General features: G+C 50.8%; 8 protein-coding genes, 1 tRNA gene, 3 rRNA genes, 1 pseudogene and 1 riboswitch (1 of these 14 cut by a window edge). Of the genes and pseudogenes, 8 read left to right on the top strand and 5 right to left on the bottom strand.

Features of this window, described 5'->3' with window-relative positions; genetic code table 11:
* From BUQ98_RS09535 to metA, 5 genes are all read left to right on the top strand, one after another.
* Positions 1–1071, top strand: a 23S ribosomal RNA gene (locus BUQ98_RS09535); it begins 1819 nt to the left of the window's first position.
* A gap of 87 nt (positions 1072–1158) precedes the next feature.
* A 5S ribosomal RNA gene (gene rrf, locus BUQ98_RS09530) occupies positions 1159–1274 on the top strand.
* A gap of 130 nt (positions 1275–1404) precedes the next feature.
* Positions 1405–1480, top strand: a tRNA-Thr gene (locus BUQ98_RS09525).
* Positions 1481–1487: 7 nt separating this feature from the next.
* Positions 1488–1603, top strand: a 5S ribosomal RNA gene (gene rrf / locus BUQ98_RS09520).
* 195 nt (positions 1604–1798) lie between these two features.
* Positions 1799–2746 (top strand): homoserine O-acetyltransferase MetA, encoded by a 948-nt coding sequence (metA, locus tag BUQ98_RS09515; RefSeq protein ID WP_074213652.1) that lies wholly within the window; start codon positions 1799–1801, stop codon positions 2744–2746.
* Between the two features lie 35 nt (positions 2747–2781).
* Here the strand turns inward: metA and BUQ98_RS09510 are convergent, their stop codons facing one another.
* Positions 2782–4074, bottom strand: coding sequence for a cation:proton antiporter (locus tag BUQ98_RS09510; RefSeq protein WP_074213651.1), 1293 nt, complete (start codon positions 4072–4074; stop codon positions 2782–2784).
* 184 nt (positions 4075–4258) lie between these two features.
* Between BUQ98_RS09510 and metH the strand changes: the two genes are divergently transcribed.
* Together metH and BUQ98_RS16805 are read left to right on the top strand one after the other, a co-directional pair.
* Positions 4259–7918, top strand: a complete 3660-nt coding sequence (gene metH, locus BUQ98_RS09505) for a methionine synthase (RefSeq protein WP_074213650.1) — start codon at positions 4259–4261, stop codon at positions 7916–7918.
* Between the two features lie 81 nt (positions 7919–7999).
* Positions 8000–9228, top strand: a protein-coding gene (locus tag BUQ98_RS16805) for an IS3 family transposase (protein WP_139294610.1) whose coding sequence is annotated in 2 segments (ribosomal slippage) — positions 8000–8351 and positions 8351–9228 — 1230 coding nt in all. Because the reading frame shifts where the segments join, the coding sequence is not laid out codon by codon here.
* 30 nt (positions 9229–9258) lie between these two features.
* Here the strand turns inward: BUQ98_RS16805 and lysC are convergent.
* Entirely contained in the window at positions 9259–10617 is a 1359-nt protein-coding gene (lysC, locus tag BUQ98_RS09490) for a lysine-sensitive aspartokinase 3 (RefSeq protein WP_074213649.1), read from the bottom strand.
* Positions 10618–10738: 121 nt separating this feature from the next.
* A riboswitch (Lysine riboswitch) is annotated at positions 10739–10927 on the bottom strand.
* 179 nt (positions 10928–11106) lie between these two features.
* Between lysC and BUQ98_RS09480 the strand changes: the two genes are divergently transcribed.
* Positions 11107–12240 carry a pyridoxal-phosphate-dependent aminotransferase family protein gene (locus tag BUQ98_RS09480; protein ID WP_074213647.1) on the top strand — a complete coding sequence of 378 codons (1134 nt, stop codon included), beginning with the start codon at positions 11107–11109 and terminating at the stop codon, positions 12238–12240.
* On the opposite strand, the gene BUQ98_RS09475 is transcribed toward BUQ98_RS09480, so the two are convergent.
* The 3 genes and pseudogenes from BUQ98_RS09475 to BUQ98_RS09465 form a co-directional block, all read right to left on the bottom strand.
* Positions 12237–13907: a Wzy polymerase domain-containing protein gene (locus tag BUQ98_RS09475; RefSeq protein ID WP_074213646.1), complete on the bottom strand. Its 1671-nt coding sequence runs from the start codon at positions 13905–13907 to the stop codon at positions 12237–12239. The two genes, BUQ98_RS09480 and BUQ98_RS09475, sit on opposite strands and share 4 nt — an antisense overlap.
* The gene (gene uvrA, locus BUQ98_RS09470) at positions 13907–16732 is read right to left on the bottom strand and encodes an excinuclease ABC subunit UvrA (protein ID WP_074213645.1); all 2826 of its coding nucleotides are present in this window, start codon (positions 16730–16732) and stop codon (positions 13907–13909) included. The genes BUQ98_RS09475 and uvrA overlap by 1 nt, the downstream gene beginning before the upstream one ends.
* A 151-nt stretch (positions 16733–16883) precedes the next feature.
* Positions 16884–17500: pseudogene (locus BUQ98_RS09465) on the bottom strand (UTP--glucose-1-phosphate uridylyltransferase); the annotation flags it as partial.

Genomic DNA, 17500 nt, shown 5'->3' with positions numbered 1-17500 from the left:
TGCCCGGTGCCGGAAGGTTAATTGATGTGGTTATCGCAAGAGAAGCCATTGATCGAAGCCCCGGTAAACGGCGGCCGTAACTATAACGGTCCTAAGGTAGCGAAATTCCTTGTCGGGTAAGTTCCGACCTGCACGAATGGCGTAATGATGGCCACGCTGTCTCCACCCGAGACTCAGTGAAATTGAAATCGCAGTGAAGATGCTGTGTACCCGCGGCTAGACGGAAAGACCCCGTGAACCTTTACTACAGCTTGGCACTGAACATTGAGCCTACATGTGTAGGATAGGTGGGAGGCTTTGAAACGGCGACGCCAGTTGTCGTGGAGCCAACCTTGAAATACCACCCTTGTATGTTTGATGTTCTAACTTAGCCCCCTTATCGGGGGTGAGGACAGTGCCTGGTGGGTAGTTTGACTGGGGCGGTCTCCTCCCAAAGAGTAACGGAGGAGCACGAAGGTGGGCTAATCACGGTCGGACATCGTGAGGTTAGTGCAATGGCATAAGCCCGCTTAACTGCGAGAGTGACGGCTCGAGCAGGTACGAAAGTAGGTCATAGTGATCCGGTGGTTCTGAATGGAAGGGCCATCGCTCAACGGATAAAAGGTACTCCGGGGATAACAGGCTGATACCGCCCAAGAGTTCATATCGACGGCGGTGTTTGGCACCTCGATGTCGGCTCATCACATCCTGGGGCTGAAGTCGGTCCCAAGGGTATGGCTGTTCGCCATTTAAAGTGGTACGCGAGCTGGGTTTAGAACGTCGTGAGACAGTTCGGTCCCTATCTGCCGTGGGCGTTGGATGATTGAGGGGAGCTGCTCCTAGTACGAGAGGACCGGAGTGGACGAACCGCTGGTGTTCGGGTTGTGTCGCCAGACGCATTGCCCGGTAGCTAAGTTCGGCACAGATAAGCGCTGAAAGCATCTAAGCGCGAAGCTGGCCCCGAGATGAGTCATCCCTAGAGCTTCGAGCTCTCTAAAGGGTTGTCGTAGACTACGACGTTGATAGGCAGGGTGTGTAAGCGCTGTGAGGCGTTGAGCTAACCTGTACTAATTGCCCGTGCGGCTTAACCATACAACACCCAAGAGGTTTTGGGTTGGACTCGAAATAAGCCAGTTGATTGTGGCGAGAACGAACAGCTTTCTAGATTACAAAATTTTGCTTGGCGACCATAGCGCTTTGGACCCACCTGACTCCATGCCGAACTCAGTAGTGAAACGAAGCAGCGCCGATGGTAGTGTGGGGTCTCCCCATGTGAGAGTAGGACATCGCCAGGCTTGCTTTCTTGTTTTCAGATTTTTGGAAAAATCTGAAGGCAAAAACGGATTTAAGCATCAAAGCGGATATGCGTAAGACTTTGATGAGAAAAATTTAAACATCAATAAGTAAGACGTTGATAACGATTTTGCTGATATAGCTCAGTTGGTAGAGCGCACCCTTGGTAAGGGTGAGGTCGGCAGTTCAAATCTGCCTATCAGCACCAGAATTTTCTTGGTAGCCATAGCGTAGCGGTCCCACCTGAATCCATGCCGAACTCAGAAGTGAAACGTTACTGCGCCGATGGTAGTGTGGGGTCTCCCCATGTGAGAGTAGGTCACTGCCAAGAGCCATTTTAAGCCCTCCGCTTTGCGGGGGGCTTTTTTCGTTTTAGCCCACCTCTTTTTATTTTGGTTCTATTCTAGCGGGTTTTCTATCTTGATCAGGATGATTGAGGGTGAGCACTGATTATAGCTTGAGCTTAATCAGACACTACGTTATGTTATTAGGTATCTGGACGTCTAAACATCCCTAGGAGGCAGTGATGCCGATAAAAATCCCGGATCAGCTCCCCGCCACTAACATTCTTCGCCGAGAAAACATCTTTGTGATGTCGCAGACGCGGGCAGTTAGTCAGAACATTCGCCCGTTGAAGGTGTTGTTGCTTAACTTGATGCCCAAAAAGATCGAGACTGAAACGCAATTTATGCGTCTGCTGTCTAACAGTCCTCTACAAGTCGATGTGGAACTGTTGCGAATTGATAACCGGCCAAGTAAAAATACGCCGACAGAGCACTTGGATACTTTTTACCGCCAGTTTGAGACGGTACGCGCGCGTAATTTTGACGGCTTGATTGTCACCGGTGCGCCATTAGGTCTCGTCCAGTTTGAAGATGTGATTTATTGGGAGCATTTGCAGGATGTGATGAATTGGGCGCATCAACATGTGACTTCTACTCTCTATATTTGTTGGGCCGCACAGGCGGGCTTAAAGCTCCTTTATGACTTACCCAAGAAAACACGTAAAGAGAAGTTATCTGGGGTATATCGCCACCATATAAATGAGACACTCACGACCCACCCCCTACTCCGTGGGTTTGATGATAGCTTCCTTGCACCGCACTCTCGTTATGCGGATTTCTCTCCCAGTTTTCTGAGTGAGCATACTGATCTTGATATCTTGGCGACATCTACGCAGGCTGGAACCTATCTAGCTGCAACAAAGGATAAGCGTAATGTGTTCGTGACTGGCCATCCCGAGTATGATTCGCACACATTGCATCATGAATACCATCGGGATCTTGAGGAAGGTATGGAGCCAGAGGTTCCAATTAACTATTACCCTGACAATGATCCTTCGCAACCCCCCTATGTGAGTTGGCGTAGTCATGGGCATTTATTGTTTGCTAATTGGCTAAATTACTGTGTTTATCAAATGACACCATTCGATTTGGCTACATTTTCAGAGTCCAACTTCACTGTTGACGAATGATAGGGCGTCATAATGGCGCCCGATTAAAAAGTGACTCAAGGTTGGCGATGATCCATGTCATCTTGAGCGGCATTGGCCTTATCGACCATTCCTGCCATGGTCGACCCTTGTACCAGTATTGAGAATACGACGACGGCATACGTCATAACCAGTATCAACTCCCGCACGTCGATGTTTTTATCGGGAACCACTATGATACCTGCAGGCACTGCCATCGCCATGGCAAGCGCCAGTCCACCTCTCAATCCTCCCCAAGTTAAAATACGAACTGCCCAAGGGTTATACTGACGGAAACGATTAAAGCCTAGGTAACATGTCTTAACGCTGATATAGCGAGCGAGAAGTACAATGGGTACGACCGCTGCCATAATAATCCAGTCTTCTTGGTGGAAACTAATCTGCAACAGGCTAACCCCGATCAACAAAAAAAGCAGGCTGTTAAGAAACTCATCGACCAGCTCCCAAAAGTGATCCAGGTGGTCTTCACTTTCTTTGGAAAAGCCAATAAAGCGCGTCCAGTTACCAATCATTATCCCAGAAACGACCATCGCCAGTGGGCCGGATACATGAAAGATATCGGCAAGCACATATCCCGCGCTTGGTATAGCCAGTGTTAGTAGTAGTTCCATTGAATGATCATTGGTCGCGCAGATTAGGCGATGGAACAGATAACCTAATATCAGGCCGTATAAAACCCCACCTATTGCCTCTTGTAAGAACAACGCAAGCGTGCCACTTACTGTCGGATCGCTGTCACCAAACGCTAGGGTAAATAGGGTCACGAAAATAACAATACCGACCCCGTCGTTAAACAATGACTCTCCTTCGATTTGGGTGGTAATCCGCATTGGTGCTTGCAGTTTCTTGACAATGGCTAGGACGGCAATGGGATCTGTCGGTGAAATTAGCGCACCAAAGAGCAGGCAGTAAATGAAATCAAAAGGAATATTGATCAGCTGAAAAACGCCCCAAATGCCGATGCCTATGGTGAAAACAGAGACCAGTAACCCACCGATAACCAGGGATGTAATTTCCCATTTTTGATCAGAAAAAGAGGGCAGTTTGACCCCAATACCACCGGCGAAGAGCAGGAATCCGAGCACGCCCTTGAGTAAAAATGTATCGAAATGAATATCTGTCAGTATTTGCTCAGCCATTGTTTTTAATGGGATGGCTTGATACTGACCGGCTATCACGATGAGTAAAGAGAGCATCAGTGAACTGGCGGTGATCGCAATAGTAGTTTGTACTCGGCTGATTTTACTATTGATAAACGCGATAAAGATGGCCGCGGCAGCCATAAAGCTTAGGATTGCGTAGGTCGACATGCAGCTTCCTAGTACGACGAGGAGTAAAAAAGAGTGTCAAAATATTAATGGAAATCGCTCTCAAAACGAACAGCTTAATTGAAATAGATCAAAATTAATTCATATTTATAGACGTCTAGATTTCCAAATTGACTGTGGTAGGATAAAACTATCGCAACCAGGAAGATGATGCAGCGTGATAAATATGGACCGATTAACACAACAATTAGCTGAGCGTATTTTAGTCATCGATGGTGGTATGGGTACCATGATTCAGGGGCTAAGGCTGAGTGAGGCTGATTATCGAGGCGCACGTTTTAAAGATTGGCATTGCGATGTCAAAGGGAACAATGATCTCTTGGTGCTCACCCAGCCAGATAAAATAGAGGCCTTACACAGCGACTACTTGGCAGCTGGCGCCGACATTATTGAGACCAATACCTTTAATGCCACGCAAATCGCGATGGCCGATTACGACATGCAGGCACTGAGTGAGGAAATTAACCTAGCGGCAGCCCGGCTTGCGCGCGAGGTCGCCGATACGTGGAGTGCCAAAACGCCCGATAAACCACGCTTTGTCGCAGGGGTTCTAGGCCCTACTAACCGCACCTGCTCCATCTCCCCCGATGTTAACGACCCAGGTTTTCGCAATGTCAGCTTTGATCAATTGGTTGAGGTGTATGCCGAATCCACCGAAGCGCTGATCGAGGGGGGGGTTGATATCATCATGCTGGAAACCATCTTTGATACCTTGAATGCAAAAGCGTGTGCCTTTGCGGTTGAGAAAGTGTTTGATACACGTGGGCAGCGCTTGCCCATCATGATTTCCGGTACTATCACTGATGCTTCAGGCCGTACCTTATCGGGACAAACCACCGCGGCGTTTTATCATTCCTTACGCCACGCAGAGCCGCTCTCTTTTGGTTTGAACTGTGCCCTTGGGCCCGCCGAGCTGCGTCAGTATGTCAAAGAGTTGAGCGATATCTGCGAAGGCTATGTCTCTGTTCACCCCAATGCCGGCTTGCCTAATGCCTTTGGCGAATACGATCTCTCGCCTGAAGAGATGGCAACACACATCGACGAGTGGGCAGCGTCTGGTTTTATTAACTTGGTAGGAGGGTGTTGTGGGACCACACCAGAGCATATTCAAGCCATCAGCGAGGTAGTGGCCAAGCACGCACCACGCACGCTCCCATCTCATCCGGTAGCCTGCCGGCTATCAGGCCTTGAGCCGTTGACCATTAATGCCGATAGTTTGTTTGTCAATGTGGGAGAGCGCACCAATGTGACGGGCTCTGCGCGGTTTAAGCGTTTAATTGTCGATGAGCAGTATGACGAGGCACTGGAGGTCGCGCTGCAGCAGGTCGAGAGCGGCGCGCAAGTGATCGACATTAATATGGATGAAGGCATGCTCGATGCGCAGCAGGCGATGGTGCGTTTTCTCAACTTGTGTGCCACGGAGCCTGATATTGCCCGTGTCCCCGTGATGATTGACTCTTCTAAATGGGAGATTATCGAAGCGGGGCTCAAGTGCATTCAAGGTAAGGGGATCGTCAATTCCATTTCGTTAAAAGAAGGCGAAGATGCCTTTATTCGACAAGCACGTCTTGTCCGCCGCTATGGGGCCGCGGTGATTGTGATGGCGTTTGATGAGCAAGGCCAAGCCGATACCCGTGAACGAAAAGTCGAGATTTGTACTCGCGCTTATCACCTGTTAGTGGACCGCGTGGGCTTCCCACCTGAAGACATCATTTTCGATCCGAATATTTTTGCGATTGCCACTGGGATTGAAGAACACAATAACTACGCGGTCGATTTCATTAACGCGGTCGCGGATATCAAACAAAACCTGCCACATGCGATGATTTCTGGCGGCGTATCGAACGTGTCTTTCTCGTTTCGCGGCAATAACCCAGTGCGTGAAGCCATTCATGCCGTATTCCTGTATCACTGTATTAAAAATGGCATGGACATGGGGATCGTCAACGCCGGACAGCTGGCTATTTACGATGATCTTCCTGAATCGTTGCGGCTGGCCGTCGAAGATGTGGTGAGTAATAAGGACAATGACGCGACAGACCGATTATTGGCCCTGGCGGACAGCTACCGTGATCACGGTGAAAACGAAGTCGCAGAGACGGCGGAGTGGCGAGGTTGGCCGGTGAATCAACGGCTTGAGCACGCACTGGTCAAAGGGATCACTGAGTTTATTGTTGAGGATACCGAACAAGCGCGTCAGGCGGCGAGTAAACCACTCGAGGTAATTGAAGGCCCGTTAATGGCGGGCATGAATGTGGTAGGAGACCTGTTTGGTGAAGGAAAAATGTTCCTGCCTCAGGTGGTAAAATCGGCGCGTGTGATGAAACAAGCGGTCGCTTACCTAGAGCCCTACATCAATGCGGAGAAACAACAGAGCCAAACCAACGGTAAGATTTTATTGGCCACAGTGAAGGGGGATGTTCACGATATCGGTAAGAATATTGTTGGCGTGGTCTTACAGTGCAATAACTTTGAGATCATCGATTTGGGTGTCATGGTCCCCACTGAGAAAATACTGTCGGTCGCACGTGAAGAACAAGTTGATATTATTGGCTTATCCGGCCTTATCACACCGTCTTTGGATGAGATGGTCAACGTTGCCAAAGAGATGGAACGGCAAGGCTTTGATGTGCCATTACTTATTGGTGGAGCGACGACGTCGAAAGCACATACAGCCGTCAAAATTGAGCAGCATTATCACGCGCCTGTGGTCTATGTGCCTAATGCGTCACGTGCAGTGGGCGTCTGTTCGTCGCTCCTGTCATCCACACAATATCCAGACTTTGTCGCACGGTTACAAAACGAGTATGTGTCGGTGCGTGAACAACACCAACGTAAAACTCCGCGCACCCCACCGGTGACCCTGGAGGTGGCGAGAGCGAATAAATGGCAAACTGATTGGGCGAGTTATACGCCGCCACAGCCCGTAAAACCGGGGATCCATGTTTATGATGATGTGTCGATTGCCACGCTCCGCCAATACATTGATTGGACCCCGTTCTTTATGACCTGGTCGTTGAGTGGGAAGTTTCCAGCGATTTTAGATCACGAGCTGGTAGGTGAGGAGGCACGTCGCCTGTATCAAGATGCTAATGCCTGGCTCGATCGGTTTGAAGCGGACGGCTTGATCACGGCAAAAGGGGTCTGTGGCTTATTCCCCGCCAATGCGATCGATGATGATATTGAAGTTTATCACGACACCTCTCGGCAAGACGTCGCGGTGGTGCTTAATCACTTACGTCAACAAACCAAAAAGCCGCGCGGTGCCAACTACTGCCTTGCCGACTTTATTGCGCCGAAAGCCAGTAAGCAGCCCGATTGGATCGGTGCGTTTGCGGTAACGGGTGGCATGGGAGAGCATGAACTGGCGGATGCTTACAAAGCCAACGGGGATGACTACAACGCGATTATGATCCAAGCCGTCGCCGATCGGCTGGCTGAGGCGTTTGCGGAATATTTGCATCAACAAATTCGAATAACGCTGTGGGGCTATGCGGCGGGTGAAACACTGGATAATGACGCCTTGATACGAGAACAATACCAAGGGATCCGCCCAGCGCCTGGCTATGCAGCGTGCCCTGAGCATACCGAAAAAGGCAAAATCTGGCAGCTGTTATCGGTTGAGGCGCATACCGGGATGACGCTGACAGAAAGCTATGCCATGTGGCCGGGGGCCTCGGTGTCGGGTTGGTATTTTTCCCACCCGGAGTCACGCTATTTTTCGGTGGCCAAGATCCAAGCGGATCAGCGAGATAGCTATGCCGCCCGTAAAGGTTGGAGCACGGAAGAGGCAGAAAAGTGGCTCGGCCCTAACTTAAATGCGTAATCAATAAAGCCAGCCGGTGCGCTGGCTTTATTCTGAACCTTGTCCCGTCCTGAAATACGTTGACATAAAGAGGACTTCTTTATGACAACATCAAGTAATTCAAGCCGTAAGCGCACGCAACGTGATTACACCTTAGCCTTTAAATTAGGCGTTGTAGAGCGTGTTGAAAAAGGCGAAATGACGTACAAACAAGCTCAAGCCCGTTTTGGCATTCAGGGCCGCTCAACGGTACTCGTCTGGCTCAGAAAACATGGTAGACTCGATTGGTCGAAGCCATTTCAGCATCCCCTTATGCCACATTCAAAAGAAACCCCATCCGAAACTATCAAGCGCCTTGAGCGTGAGTTAGCCGAAGAGAAACTGCGTAACCAAATCCTCAATGGTATGGTCGATATCATGGACAATGAGTACGGAGCCGGCCTCAGAAAAAAGTACTTATCCGGTACATCTGGCAAGCCAAAGCCAAAAGTAAAATAAAGTTAGCGGCGGCATGTCGTGCCACAGGCATTTCTCGGCAAGGTGTCTATCAAGCCGTTGCTCGAATGGAAAGCCGAAGAGCTGAACTATCAATCATCAGAGACTGGGTCCAATACTGGCGTAAGTATATGCCGAGGTTAGGGGCGCGTAAGCTCTACGCGTTGGTAAAGCCCAAGCTAGTTGAACACGAAATTAAGCTAGGGCGAGACGGGTTTTTTAGCTATCTGAGAAGCGAAGGCTTACTGGTTAAACCCAAGAAAAGCTACACAAAAACTACGTGTAGTAAGCACTGGATGAAGAAGCATCCTAACCTGCTAAAAGAAGACGGACTGCATGATGCTGCGCATGTACTGGTCAGCGACATCACTTATGTTGAATCAGACCAAGGTGTGCACTATCTGTCACTGGTGACCGATGCCAACTCACGCAAGATAGTGGGTCATCACGTTAGCGAAGATATGAAAGTCGACAATGTAGTGAAAGCGCTGAAAATGGCCGTCAAAGATAAGCGCTATATCGGCAATGCGGTACATCACTCAGACCGAGGTTCGCAATACTGCTCAGCCGTTTATCAGAGTGCGCTACAGGAGAGTCAAATCCAGCCGTCGATGACGGATGGTTATGATTGCTACCAAAACGCGTTAGCGGAAAGAGTCAATGGCATACTGAAGCATGAGTTTTTACTGTACCGGTGTAAGACACTGACAGAGCTTAAAATACTGGTAAAAGAATCGATAGCGATATACAACGAAATGAGACCGCACCTAAGTTTAAGTATGGCAACCCCCAATCAGGTGCATAATAAAAAAGGCCAGCTACTGGAGCTGGCCTAAAAACTGTCAACCTATATTAGGACGGGACACCTACTCAAATAAATCGGCATGTAGGCGCTGTACTACGTCAGTGGCGTCGTACTCGTCCACCACCACGCAGACATTATGGTTACTGGCACCGTAGCAAATCATCCGTAGTTTGGTTTGCTCCAGAGCATTGAATACAGACGCTGTCGCACCCGGCGTTTGGTTCATCGCATTACCGATTAAGGCAACAACCGCAAGCTGTTTACAAACATCCACATGACATAGCTGAGAAAGTTCATCGACTGCTGCATCGGGTAGCTGGGGCGCGTCACCTTGGGTATTGGTCTGATCCAAGGTCAACGCGACGCTGACTTCCGAAGTGGTAATCAAATCCACCGAGATCTCAAAGCGTGCGAGGATCTCAAATACCTTGGCCAAAAAGCCGTAGGTATGAAACATATTTAAGCTCGTCAGCGTGACCATGGTTTGGTTACGTCTAAGGGCCACGGCACGAAACAGCGGCGCCGAGTGCGCTTGCTCACGGATCCAGGTACCGCCTTGTTCTGGGGCTCTCGCCGCGCCGACAAACACCGGAATATGCTGGCGTACGGCAGGTACTAAGGTTGATGGATGTAGGATCTTGGCACCAAAGGTTGCCATTTCCGAGGCTTCGCTAAAGCTAATCTCGCCGATTGGACGCGCTTGGCTCGCGATTCGCGGATCGGTGGTATAAATCCCGGGGACGTCGGTCCAGATAGCCAAACTTTTTGCCTCTATCGCCTCGGCGAATAACGCGGCACTATAGTCACTGCCGCCACGGCCCAGTGTGGTGGTCTGTCCGGCAGCATCCGCACCGATAAACCCTTGCGTGACCACGAGGTGTGTCGCTAAGTGGGGGAGTAATTGGTCTTGGCACTGTGCCTTGGTTTGCTGTGGGTCAGGCTGGGCGCTGCCGAATTGACTATCAGTGCGCAGTAATTCTCGCGCATCGGCCCTCACCGTCGCCACCCCTCGGCTATTGAGCAAATGGGTAAAAATATGGGTCGAGATCAGCTCACCACAGGCGACCAAAGCATCCGTCAACGCTGTACTAGGGGCGGAGGCCGCGGTATCGGCATACTCGGCAATCGTGAGGTGCCAATGATCTACCTCCGCCTGCGTGTTTTGGCAGTCGGGAAGCTGGGTTAATATGGTTTGATGGATAGTGGTGATGGCCGCCAGTTTGTCTTGACGTGCTTGTGGGTCGTCGATCCCTTGTGCCAGGGCAACCAGGTGATTGGTCACCCCGGAGCAAGCACTGATCACGACCAGGCGTGTTTGTGGATTTTGCTCGATAACATCGGCGCTTTGTCGCATCGCATGAATGGTGCCAACGCTAGTGCCGCCAAATTTAGCGACTGAAATCGGTGATAATGGGTTCACGTCCTTTTCCCCTCTCTATAATGCAACGATCATTAATCATTAAATATGGGGAACATCAGAAGTCACATCGTGACCGCGGTGGTGGGCCGCGACAAGGTAGGAAGAGCAAACGGCAGGCAAATCTGCCAGAAGCGCTCCACCTGTCTGTCCATATGGATGACAAGTGACAGCCTGAAGGATTCAGCCTTCAAGGCCGGTAGCGTATCGACCCCGATCTTTACGCCACCTCGGCATTGTCTCCCCTGATTATCACACTTTGGAGTGGGGCTCCGTATGATAACTGCCTGAGAAATGCACCTCTTCTGCATGTTCAGTTCATGGGTCGGTTGCCACATGAACGCTATTCACACTACGGGGGTGGCCACAGGGTGTCAACCGGGTTTTATTCACGCGGCTTGTCGTGATGGGTTTGTTTGAACTGACGGTAGGGATGTGTTGAAAAAATATGCTATAACGGTGAGCTCTCTGTACCAACAACAAGGAAAGGTTATGGCTCGTTCAATTTCCGAAATTCAATCATTTCAACCCGTTGCACGCACGCTGATGGGGCCAGGTCCGTCAGATATTTATCCTCCCGTATTGCAGGCGCTAAGTCGTCCAACGTTGGGGCACCTTGATCCGCTTTTTATCGCCATGATGGATGAAGTTAAGCAACTGCTGCAATACGCATTTCAGACGGAGAACCCTTTTACCATCGCGATATCGGCGCCTGGCAGTGCAGGGATGGAAGCCTGCTTTGTCAATTTGGTTGAGCCTGGAGAGAAGGTGATCGTTTGTCGCAATGGTGTTTTTGGCGACAGAATGCGAGAAAACGTCGAACGTTGTGGCGCGACGGCCGTGGTGGTTGATGATGCCTGGGGAAGCCCAGTCAGCCCGCAAAAAGTGGAAGACGCACTGAAAGCACACCCAGATGCCAGTATGCTCGCGTTTGTTCACGCCGAAACATCCACCGGCGCTTGTTCTGATGCACAGGCCCTCGCGACGTTGGCGCGCGAACATGGCTGTTTAACCATTGTCGATGCGGTGACATCACTCGGCGGGGTACCATTAAAAGTGGATGAATGGCAGCTTGATGCGGTGTATTCCGGTAGCCAAAAATGCTTGTCGTGCGTGCCGGGTTTATCGCCCGTTACTTTCTCACCGAATGCTGTTGCAAAAATGCAGGCGCGTACTCACAAGGTGCAAAGCTGGTTTCTCGATCAAAGCTTGGTGCTCGGCTACTGGAGTGGGGAAGGCAAGCGTAGCTACCACCATACCGCGCCGGTGAATAGCTTATATGCATTGCACGAAGCCTTGCTCAAGCTCTATCAAGAAGGAATAGAGAATGCATGGCAGCGACATCAAGATATGCATCAACGCCTAAAAGCGGGGTTGGATGAGCTAGGGATCACCTTTGTCGTCGAGGAGCCGTATCGCTTGCCACAACTCAATGCGATATACATTCCACAAGGGGCGGATGATGCTGCCGTCCGTCAGCACCTACTCAATACGTATAACCTAGAGATCGGTGCTGGGCTGGGCGACTTGGCAGGTAAAGCATGGCGCATTGGTCTGATGGGGTATGGAGCACGTCAAGAGAACATTGCTCTGTGCCTTAAAGCGCTAGAAGACGCGTTGCGCTAAGGTTGACTCGCAGCGGGTAAGGTGTGGCGAGTGGTCCATACCTTGGCCGCTTGCGGAAACAAATAGCGGGCCTCTTGTTGAATATCCCTTGCGCGTTGATGGTCACCGATTTGCAATGCCACTTGATAGGCGTGCTGATAACCAGAGAAGTGCGGGTGCTGAGCGGTTTGGCGCAATAACGCGTTAAGGTGCTGGTGGCGAGCAGCATCGGACAGGGTCGCCAAATCGGTTTGAAAGCGGCGATCTTGTTGGGCGTGGTACAGTTTTTTTTGCCACCATGGGTGTTGTTGATACAAAGCAAAACGCTGTGAGGTTAATAAGGATTCGCGTAAATAGCGGTTGGCCAAATAAACCGATGACAGGCACAGTAAGGTGGCGAGCACGAGCGCTGAGATCACTGTCCGGCTGGCAATACGTTGGCTATAGCGGTGCGAGAGCACGGGATAGCGACGATATTTACTGGTTAAATTGTCCAACCAATAGAGCCAGAGCAGTAATAACACGCCGTTAAACCACTGTGTGCCACTGGCCGGATAAATCATCAGTCCAGTGAGCGGTGGCAACACCAATGCGACTAACACTCGCCGCGTGCCAGATGGTGCGCGTAGGATGCGGACCGCCAGCGCGGCCAGTACCAAGAGATAGCCTAAGGCAATAAGTAAGCCGCCTTCAATCAGCCACAGCAATAAGGCGCTCGGTAGCGTGACCGGACCTTGGTGGCCGGCTTGTGAGGCTGAGAGCAATAACAAGGCTGGTTTTCCATTGCCCATGCCCACACCAAAAAAGGGTGTCATCTGCCATTGCTGCCAAGCCAGCATGAGAGCACGTTGATCGCCTGCAGTCAGCCATTGCCAACTGTCTTGATCGTTCAGGCCAAATACCGCCAATATTGCGCCAGCCGAGATCGCGAGCAACCAAGCCAAATGCTGGCGTCGAGACGCGAACCGAGCCAAATACACTTGTTGTAATGCAATCGCACAGAGGGCAAAGAGAAGGAGCAGAGGCTGTCCCTGCATCGCGAGTACGGGAATAAAGGCCAGAGGCGTCAACGCGAGCAGGCTTTGGCTCACTGGATGACGATATCGACCACTGGGCTCTCTGGCTAGAATATAGGCCGCCAAGGTTAATCCGGTCAGCAGTAAGGTATGGGTGACTGCCGGAGGCAGGTGTGGGACCCATTGATCAAACATAAAGGGAGCCATGCCCGGAGGTGGCTGGTTCCCCAATACCGATAACACCGCGAGCCAAGAGGCTAATAACAACACAGCGAGTAGCTTTTGTCGTTGAGTGTGATTAAAAATAAACTGTTGCAGGCTAGAGAAGAACCCCAGGCTGAGTACCAGAGCGGCGAGAGCATAACCGCTGTTTTGCGCCTGCGCCTGCGGGTAAAAATAAGGGATAATAGCCAAGCCTGTAGCAAGTGCTAGCGTCCCAGTGAGTCGGCTTGCCCGCCAAGTATGCTGTCGGATGACTTCTAAACCGGCAAACCCCAGTGTGAAGGCTAGGGTTAATAATGACAGCGCTGCCGCCGGATGGCGTATACCGACCAAAGGCAAAGAGACGGCATAGAGTGGCAGGCACATTAGCCACAAAGCCGCTAAAGCCACCAAAAATGGCGCCGTCAACGGCTTGCGTATCACGCGGCTAGGGGGCAGCGCTGAGGTCATTATCGCTCCAATATTGGTTTAAGGAAGTGGGCGGTGTGGCTGCCACTCACATCAACGATGTCTTCCGGTGTGCCTTGGGCGATGATTTCTCCGCCGCCATTACCGCCTTCTGGGCCGAGGTCGATGATCCAATCAGCGGTTTTTATCACATCCAAATTGTGTTCAATCACCACGATGGTATTTCCTTGCTCGCGCAAACGATGCAGAACGTTGAGGAGTTGTTGAATGTCGTGGAAGTGTAACCCTGTCGTAGGCTCGTCGAGAATGTACAGGGTTTTACCGGTATCACGTTTAGACAGCTCTCTTGCCAGTTTGACCCGTTGCGCTTCACCGCCAGACAACGTGGTGGCAGCTTGGCCGAGACGAACATAACTTAAGCCAACATCCATCAAGGTTTGCAGTTTCCGTTTGATGGCAGGGACGGCATCAAAGAACTCACGCGCATCCTCTACTGTCATCTCCAGCACTTCATCAATGGTTTTGCCTTTGTAACGTACTTCGAGGGTCTCGCGATTATAGCGTTTACCTTTACACACATCACACGGGACATAAACGTCGGGTAAAAAGTGCATCTCCACTTTGATAACCCCATCACCGTGGCAGGCTTCGCAGCGACCGCCACGCACGTTGAAGCTAAAACGGCCGACTTTATAGCCCCGAGCGCGGGCTTCTTGCGTGCCCGCGAAGAGTTCGCGGATCGGGGTGAAAATGCCGGTGTAGGTGGCTGGGTTCGATCTTGGTGTACGGCCAATCGGGCTTTGATCGATATCGATGACTTTATCAAAGTGACCCAGCCCATCAATCGATTCATAGGGGGCAGGCTCGGCGGTGGTTGCCCCGTTTAACTGCTGATGGGCCACTTTAAAGAAGGTATCGTTGATCAGCGTGGATTTACCCGACCCAGACACGCCCGTGACACAGGTTAGCAAACCAACGGGCAAATGCAGATCGACATTTTTGAGGTTATTTCCGGTTGCACCTTTGAGCACCAACATCTTGTTAGGATCGCGTTGGATCCGCTGTGGTGGCACGGCAATCTCTTTTCGGCCGCTGAGGTATTGGCCGGTGAGAGAGGCCTCACTGGCTAAAATATCGTCCAGGCCCCCTTCGGCGACGATCTGGCCACCGTGAATTCCCGCACCTGGTCCAATATCGATGATGTAGTCTGCGGCTCGGATGGCATCTTCATCGTGTTCGACCACCATCACGGTATTCCCCAAATCGCGCAGATGCTCCAGGGTTTCTAGCAAGCGGGCGTTATCCCGTTGATGCAAGCCAATCGATGGTTCATCCAATACGTACATGACACCGACCAGCCCTGCACCGATTTGGCTAGCGAGGCGAATACGTTGTGCTTCGCCGCCCGATAACGTATCGGCGCTGCGCGAGAGATTGAGGTAGTTGAGGCCCACATTCACCAAAAAGCGCAACCGGTCATGGATTTCTTTCATCACCTTTTCGGCAATTTTGGCCCGTTGGCCCGTAAGCGAAAGTTGCTCGAAGAAGTCGAGTGCTTGTTGAATGCTTAGCTCACAAATTTCGGGCAAATTACGATGCTCGATAAAGACATGCCGCGCTTCTTGGCGTAAACGTGAGCCGCCACAGCTGGCACAAGGCTTGGTTGCAATGTATTTCGCCAATTCGTCACGGACGGCATTGGATTCGGTATCGCGATAGCGACGCTCCATATTGTTGAGGATCCCCTCAAAGGGATGCTTGCGTACCCGGATGTCGCCACGATCATTGACGTATTTAAACTCAATCTCTTTCGGGCCTGAGCCATAAAGGAGAATATCTTGAAGGGTGCCAGAGAGATCTTGCCACGGCGTTTCTAGATCAAAATCATAGTGTTCAGACAGTGACCGTAGCATTTGGAAGTAATAGAAGTTGCGACGATCCCAGCCACGAATGGCACCGCCCGCAAGACTGACCGCCGGGTTTTGGATGACCCGTTTACGGTCAAAATATTGCTGCACGCCTAATCCGTCACAAGTGCCACAGGCGCCCGCTGGATTATTAAATGAAAACAAACGGGGTTCCAGCTCTTGCATGCTGTAACCACAATGTGGACACGCAAAGTTGGCGGAAAAAATGATTTCTTCGCCGTCGCCATCCATCCAACTGATCACTGCGCTACCGCCAGTTAGCTCGAGCGCGGTTTCAAAGGATTCGGCTAAACGTTGCTGTTGATCCTCACGGACTTTAAACCGATCGACCACCACTTCAATGGTATGTTTTTTTTGTAGCTCTAGGGTGGGAGGATCGGACAGATCACAGACTTCACCGTTGATTCGGGCACGAATAAAGCCTTGGGCGGCTAAATTTTCTAACGTTTTAACGTGCTCGCCTTTACGGTTTTTAATGATCGGCGCCAGTAACATCAACTTACTGCCTTCTGGTAGCGCTAAGACTTTATCGACCATCTGACTAATGGTCTGTGCAGCCAGCGTTACATCATGCGTTGGACACCGCGGCTCTCCCACTCGCGCATAAAGCAAACGCAAATAGTCATACACTTCGGTGATGGTGCCAACGGTGGAGCGGGGGTTGTGTGACGTGGACTTTTGCTCAATCGAGATCGCGGGAGATAGGCCTTCGATATGATCCACATCGGGCTTTTCCATCAAGGATAAAAATTGACGCGCATACGATGACAATGACTCCACGTAGCGACGCTGTCCTTCAGCATACAGAGTATCGAAGGCGAGCGATGATTTCCCTGAGCCGGACAAACCGGTGATCACAATCAGCTTGTCACGGGGGATGGTGAGGTTGATATTTTTGAGGTTGTGCGTACGCGCGCCTCTGACGTCGATATTGTCCATTATTATCCTACTACTCAGTCAGCTCACTGGTTGGTCGCCTAGTATCGCACAGGGACGACCATGACCAAATAAAAAGGCTGTATATTTACACAGCCCTTACTCGTATTGGAACCCCGCTCGCTCAGAGGCATCGTCCACTACTTGCTGTTTTTCACCGTCGCTTCATCTTATTGCTGCCACCGAGATAATGATGCTCATAGCAATGGTTGGTTGCTTCTATAAAGCCTTCCACACTGCCACAGTCAAAACGTTCCCCTTTAAATTTATATGCGAGGACGCAGCCTGACTGTGCTTGCTTTAACAAAGCGTCAGTAATTTGTACTTCACCATTTTTTCCTGGTGGGGTCGTTTCCAACAAATCAAAAATGTCGGGTGTCAGAATATAACGGCCAATGATGGCAAGAATTACTGGGAGCACTGCCCGGATCGGGTTTTTCCACCATGTTATCTACGCGGAAAAGGTCATCTTTGATCTCTTGGCCTGCAATGACGCCATATTTATGGGTCTCGTCTTCAGGTACTTCCTCCACGGCCACAATCGAACAACGGAACTGGTTATAGAGCGCCACCATTTGTTTGAGTACGCCGTTGCCGGATGGATACAAAGATCATCGGCCAATACCACAGCGAAGGCTTCATCACCGACCAGGTCACGTCCTGTTAAGATAGCGTGGGCCTAGCCCTCGCATCTCGTGTTGGCGAATATACGTAAAAGATGCTTTCTCGATGGTATTGCGAATGTCATCAAGCAGGGCTTCTTTATTGGTA

The sequence above is a fragment of the Salinivibrio sp. ES.052 genome (assembly GCF_900141775.1).
Lineage (GTDB): Bacteria > Pseudomonadota > Gammaproteobacteria > Enterobacterales > Vibrionaceae > Salinivibrio.
This window is presented reverse-complemented; position numbering and strand designations above follow the sequence as displayed.

What these genes read in the sequence shown, in the direction of transcription:
- metA (WP_074213652.1), top strand. Translation starts at nt 1,799, where the DNA reads ATGCCGATAAAAATCCCGGATCAGCTCCCCGCCACTAACATTCTTCGC.
- BUQ98_RS09510 (WP_074213651.1), bottom strand. Translation starts at nt 4,074, where the DNA reads ATGTCGACCTACGCAATCCTAAGCTTTATGGCTGCCGCGGCCATCTTT.
- metH (WP_074213650.1), top strand. Translation starts at nt 4,259, where the DNA reads ATGGACCGATTAACACAACAATTAGCTGAGCGTATTTTAGTCATCGAT.
- BUQ98_RS09480 (WP_074213647.1), top strand. Translation starts at nt 11,107, where the DNA reads ATGGCTCGTTCAATTTCCGAAATTCAATCATTTCAACCCGTTGCACGC.
- BUQ98_RS09475 (WP_074213646.1), bottom strand. Translation starts at nt 13,907, where the DNA reads ATGACCTCAGCGCTGCCCCCTAGCCGCGTGATACGCAAGCCGTTGACG.
- uvrA (WP_074213645.1), bottom strand. Translation starts at nt 16,732, where the DNA reads ATGGACAATATCGACGTCAGAGGCGCGCGTACGCACAACCTCAAAAAT.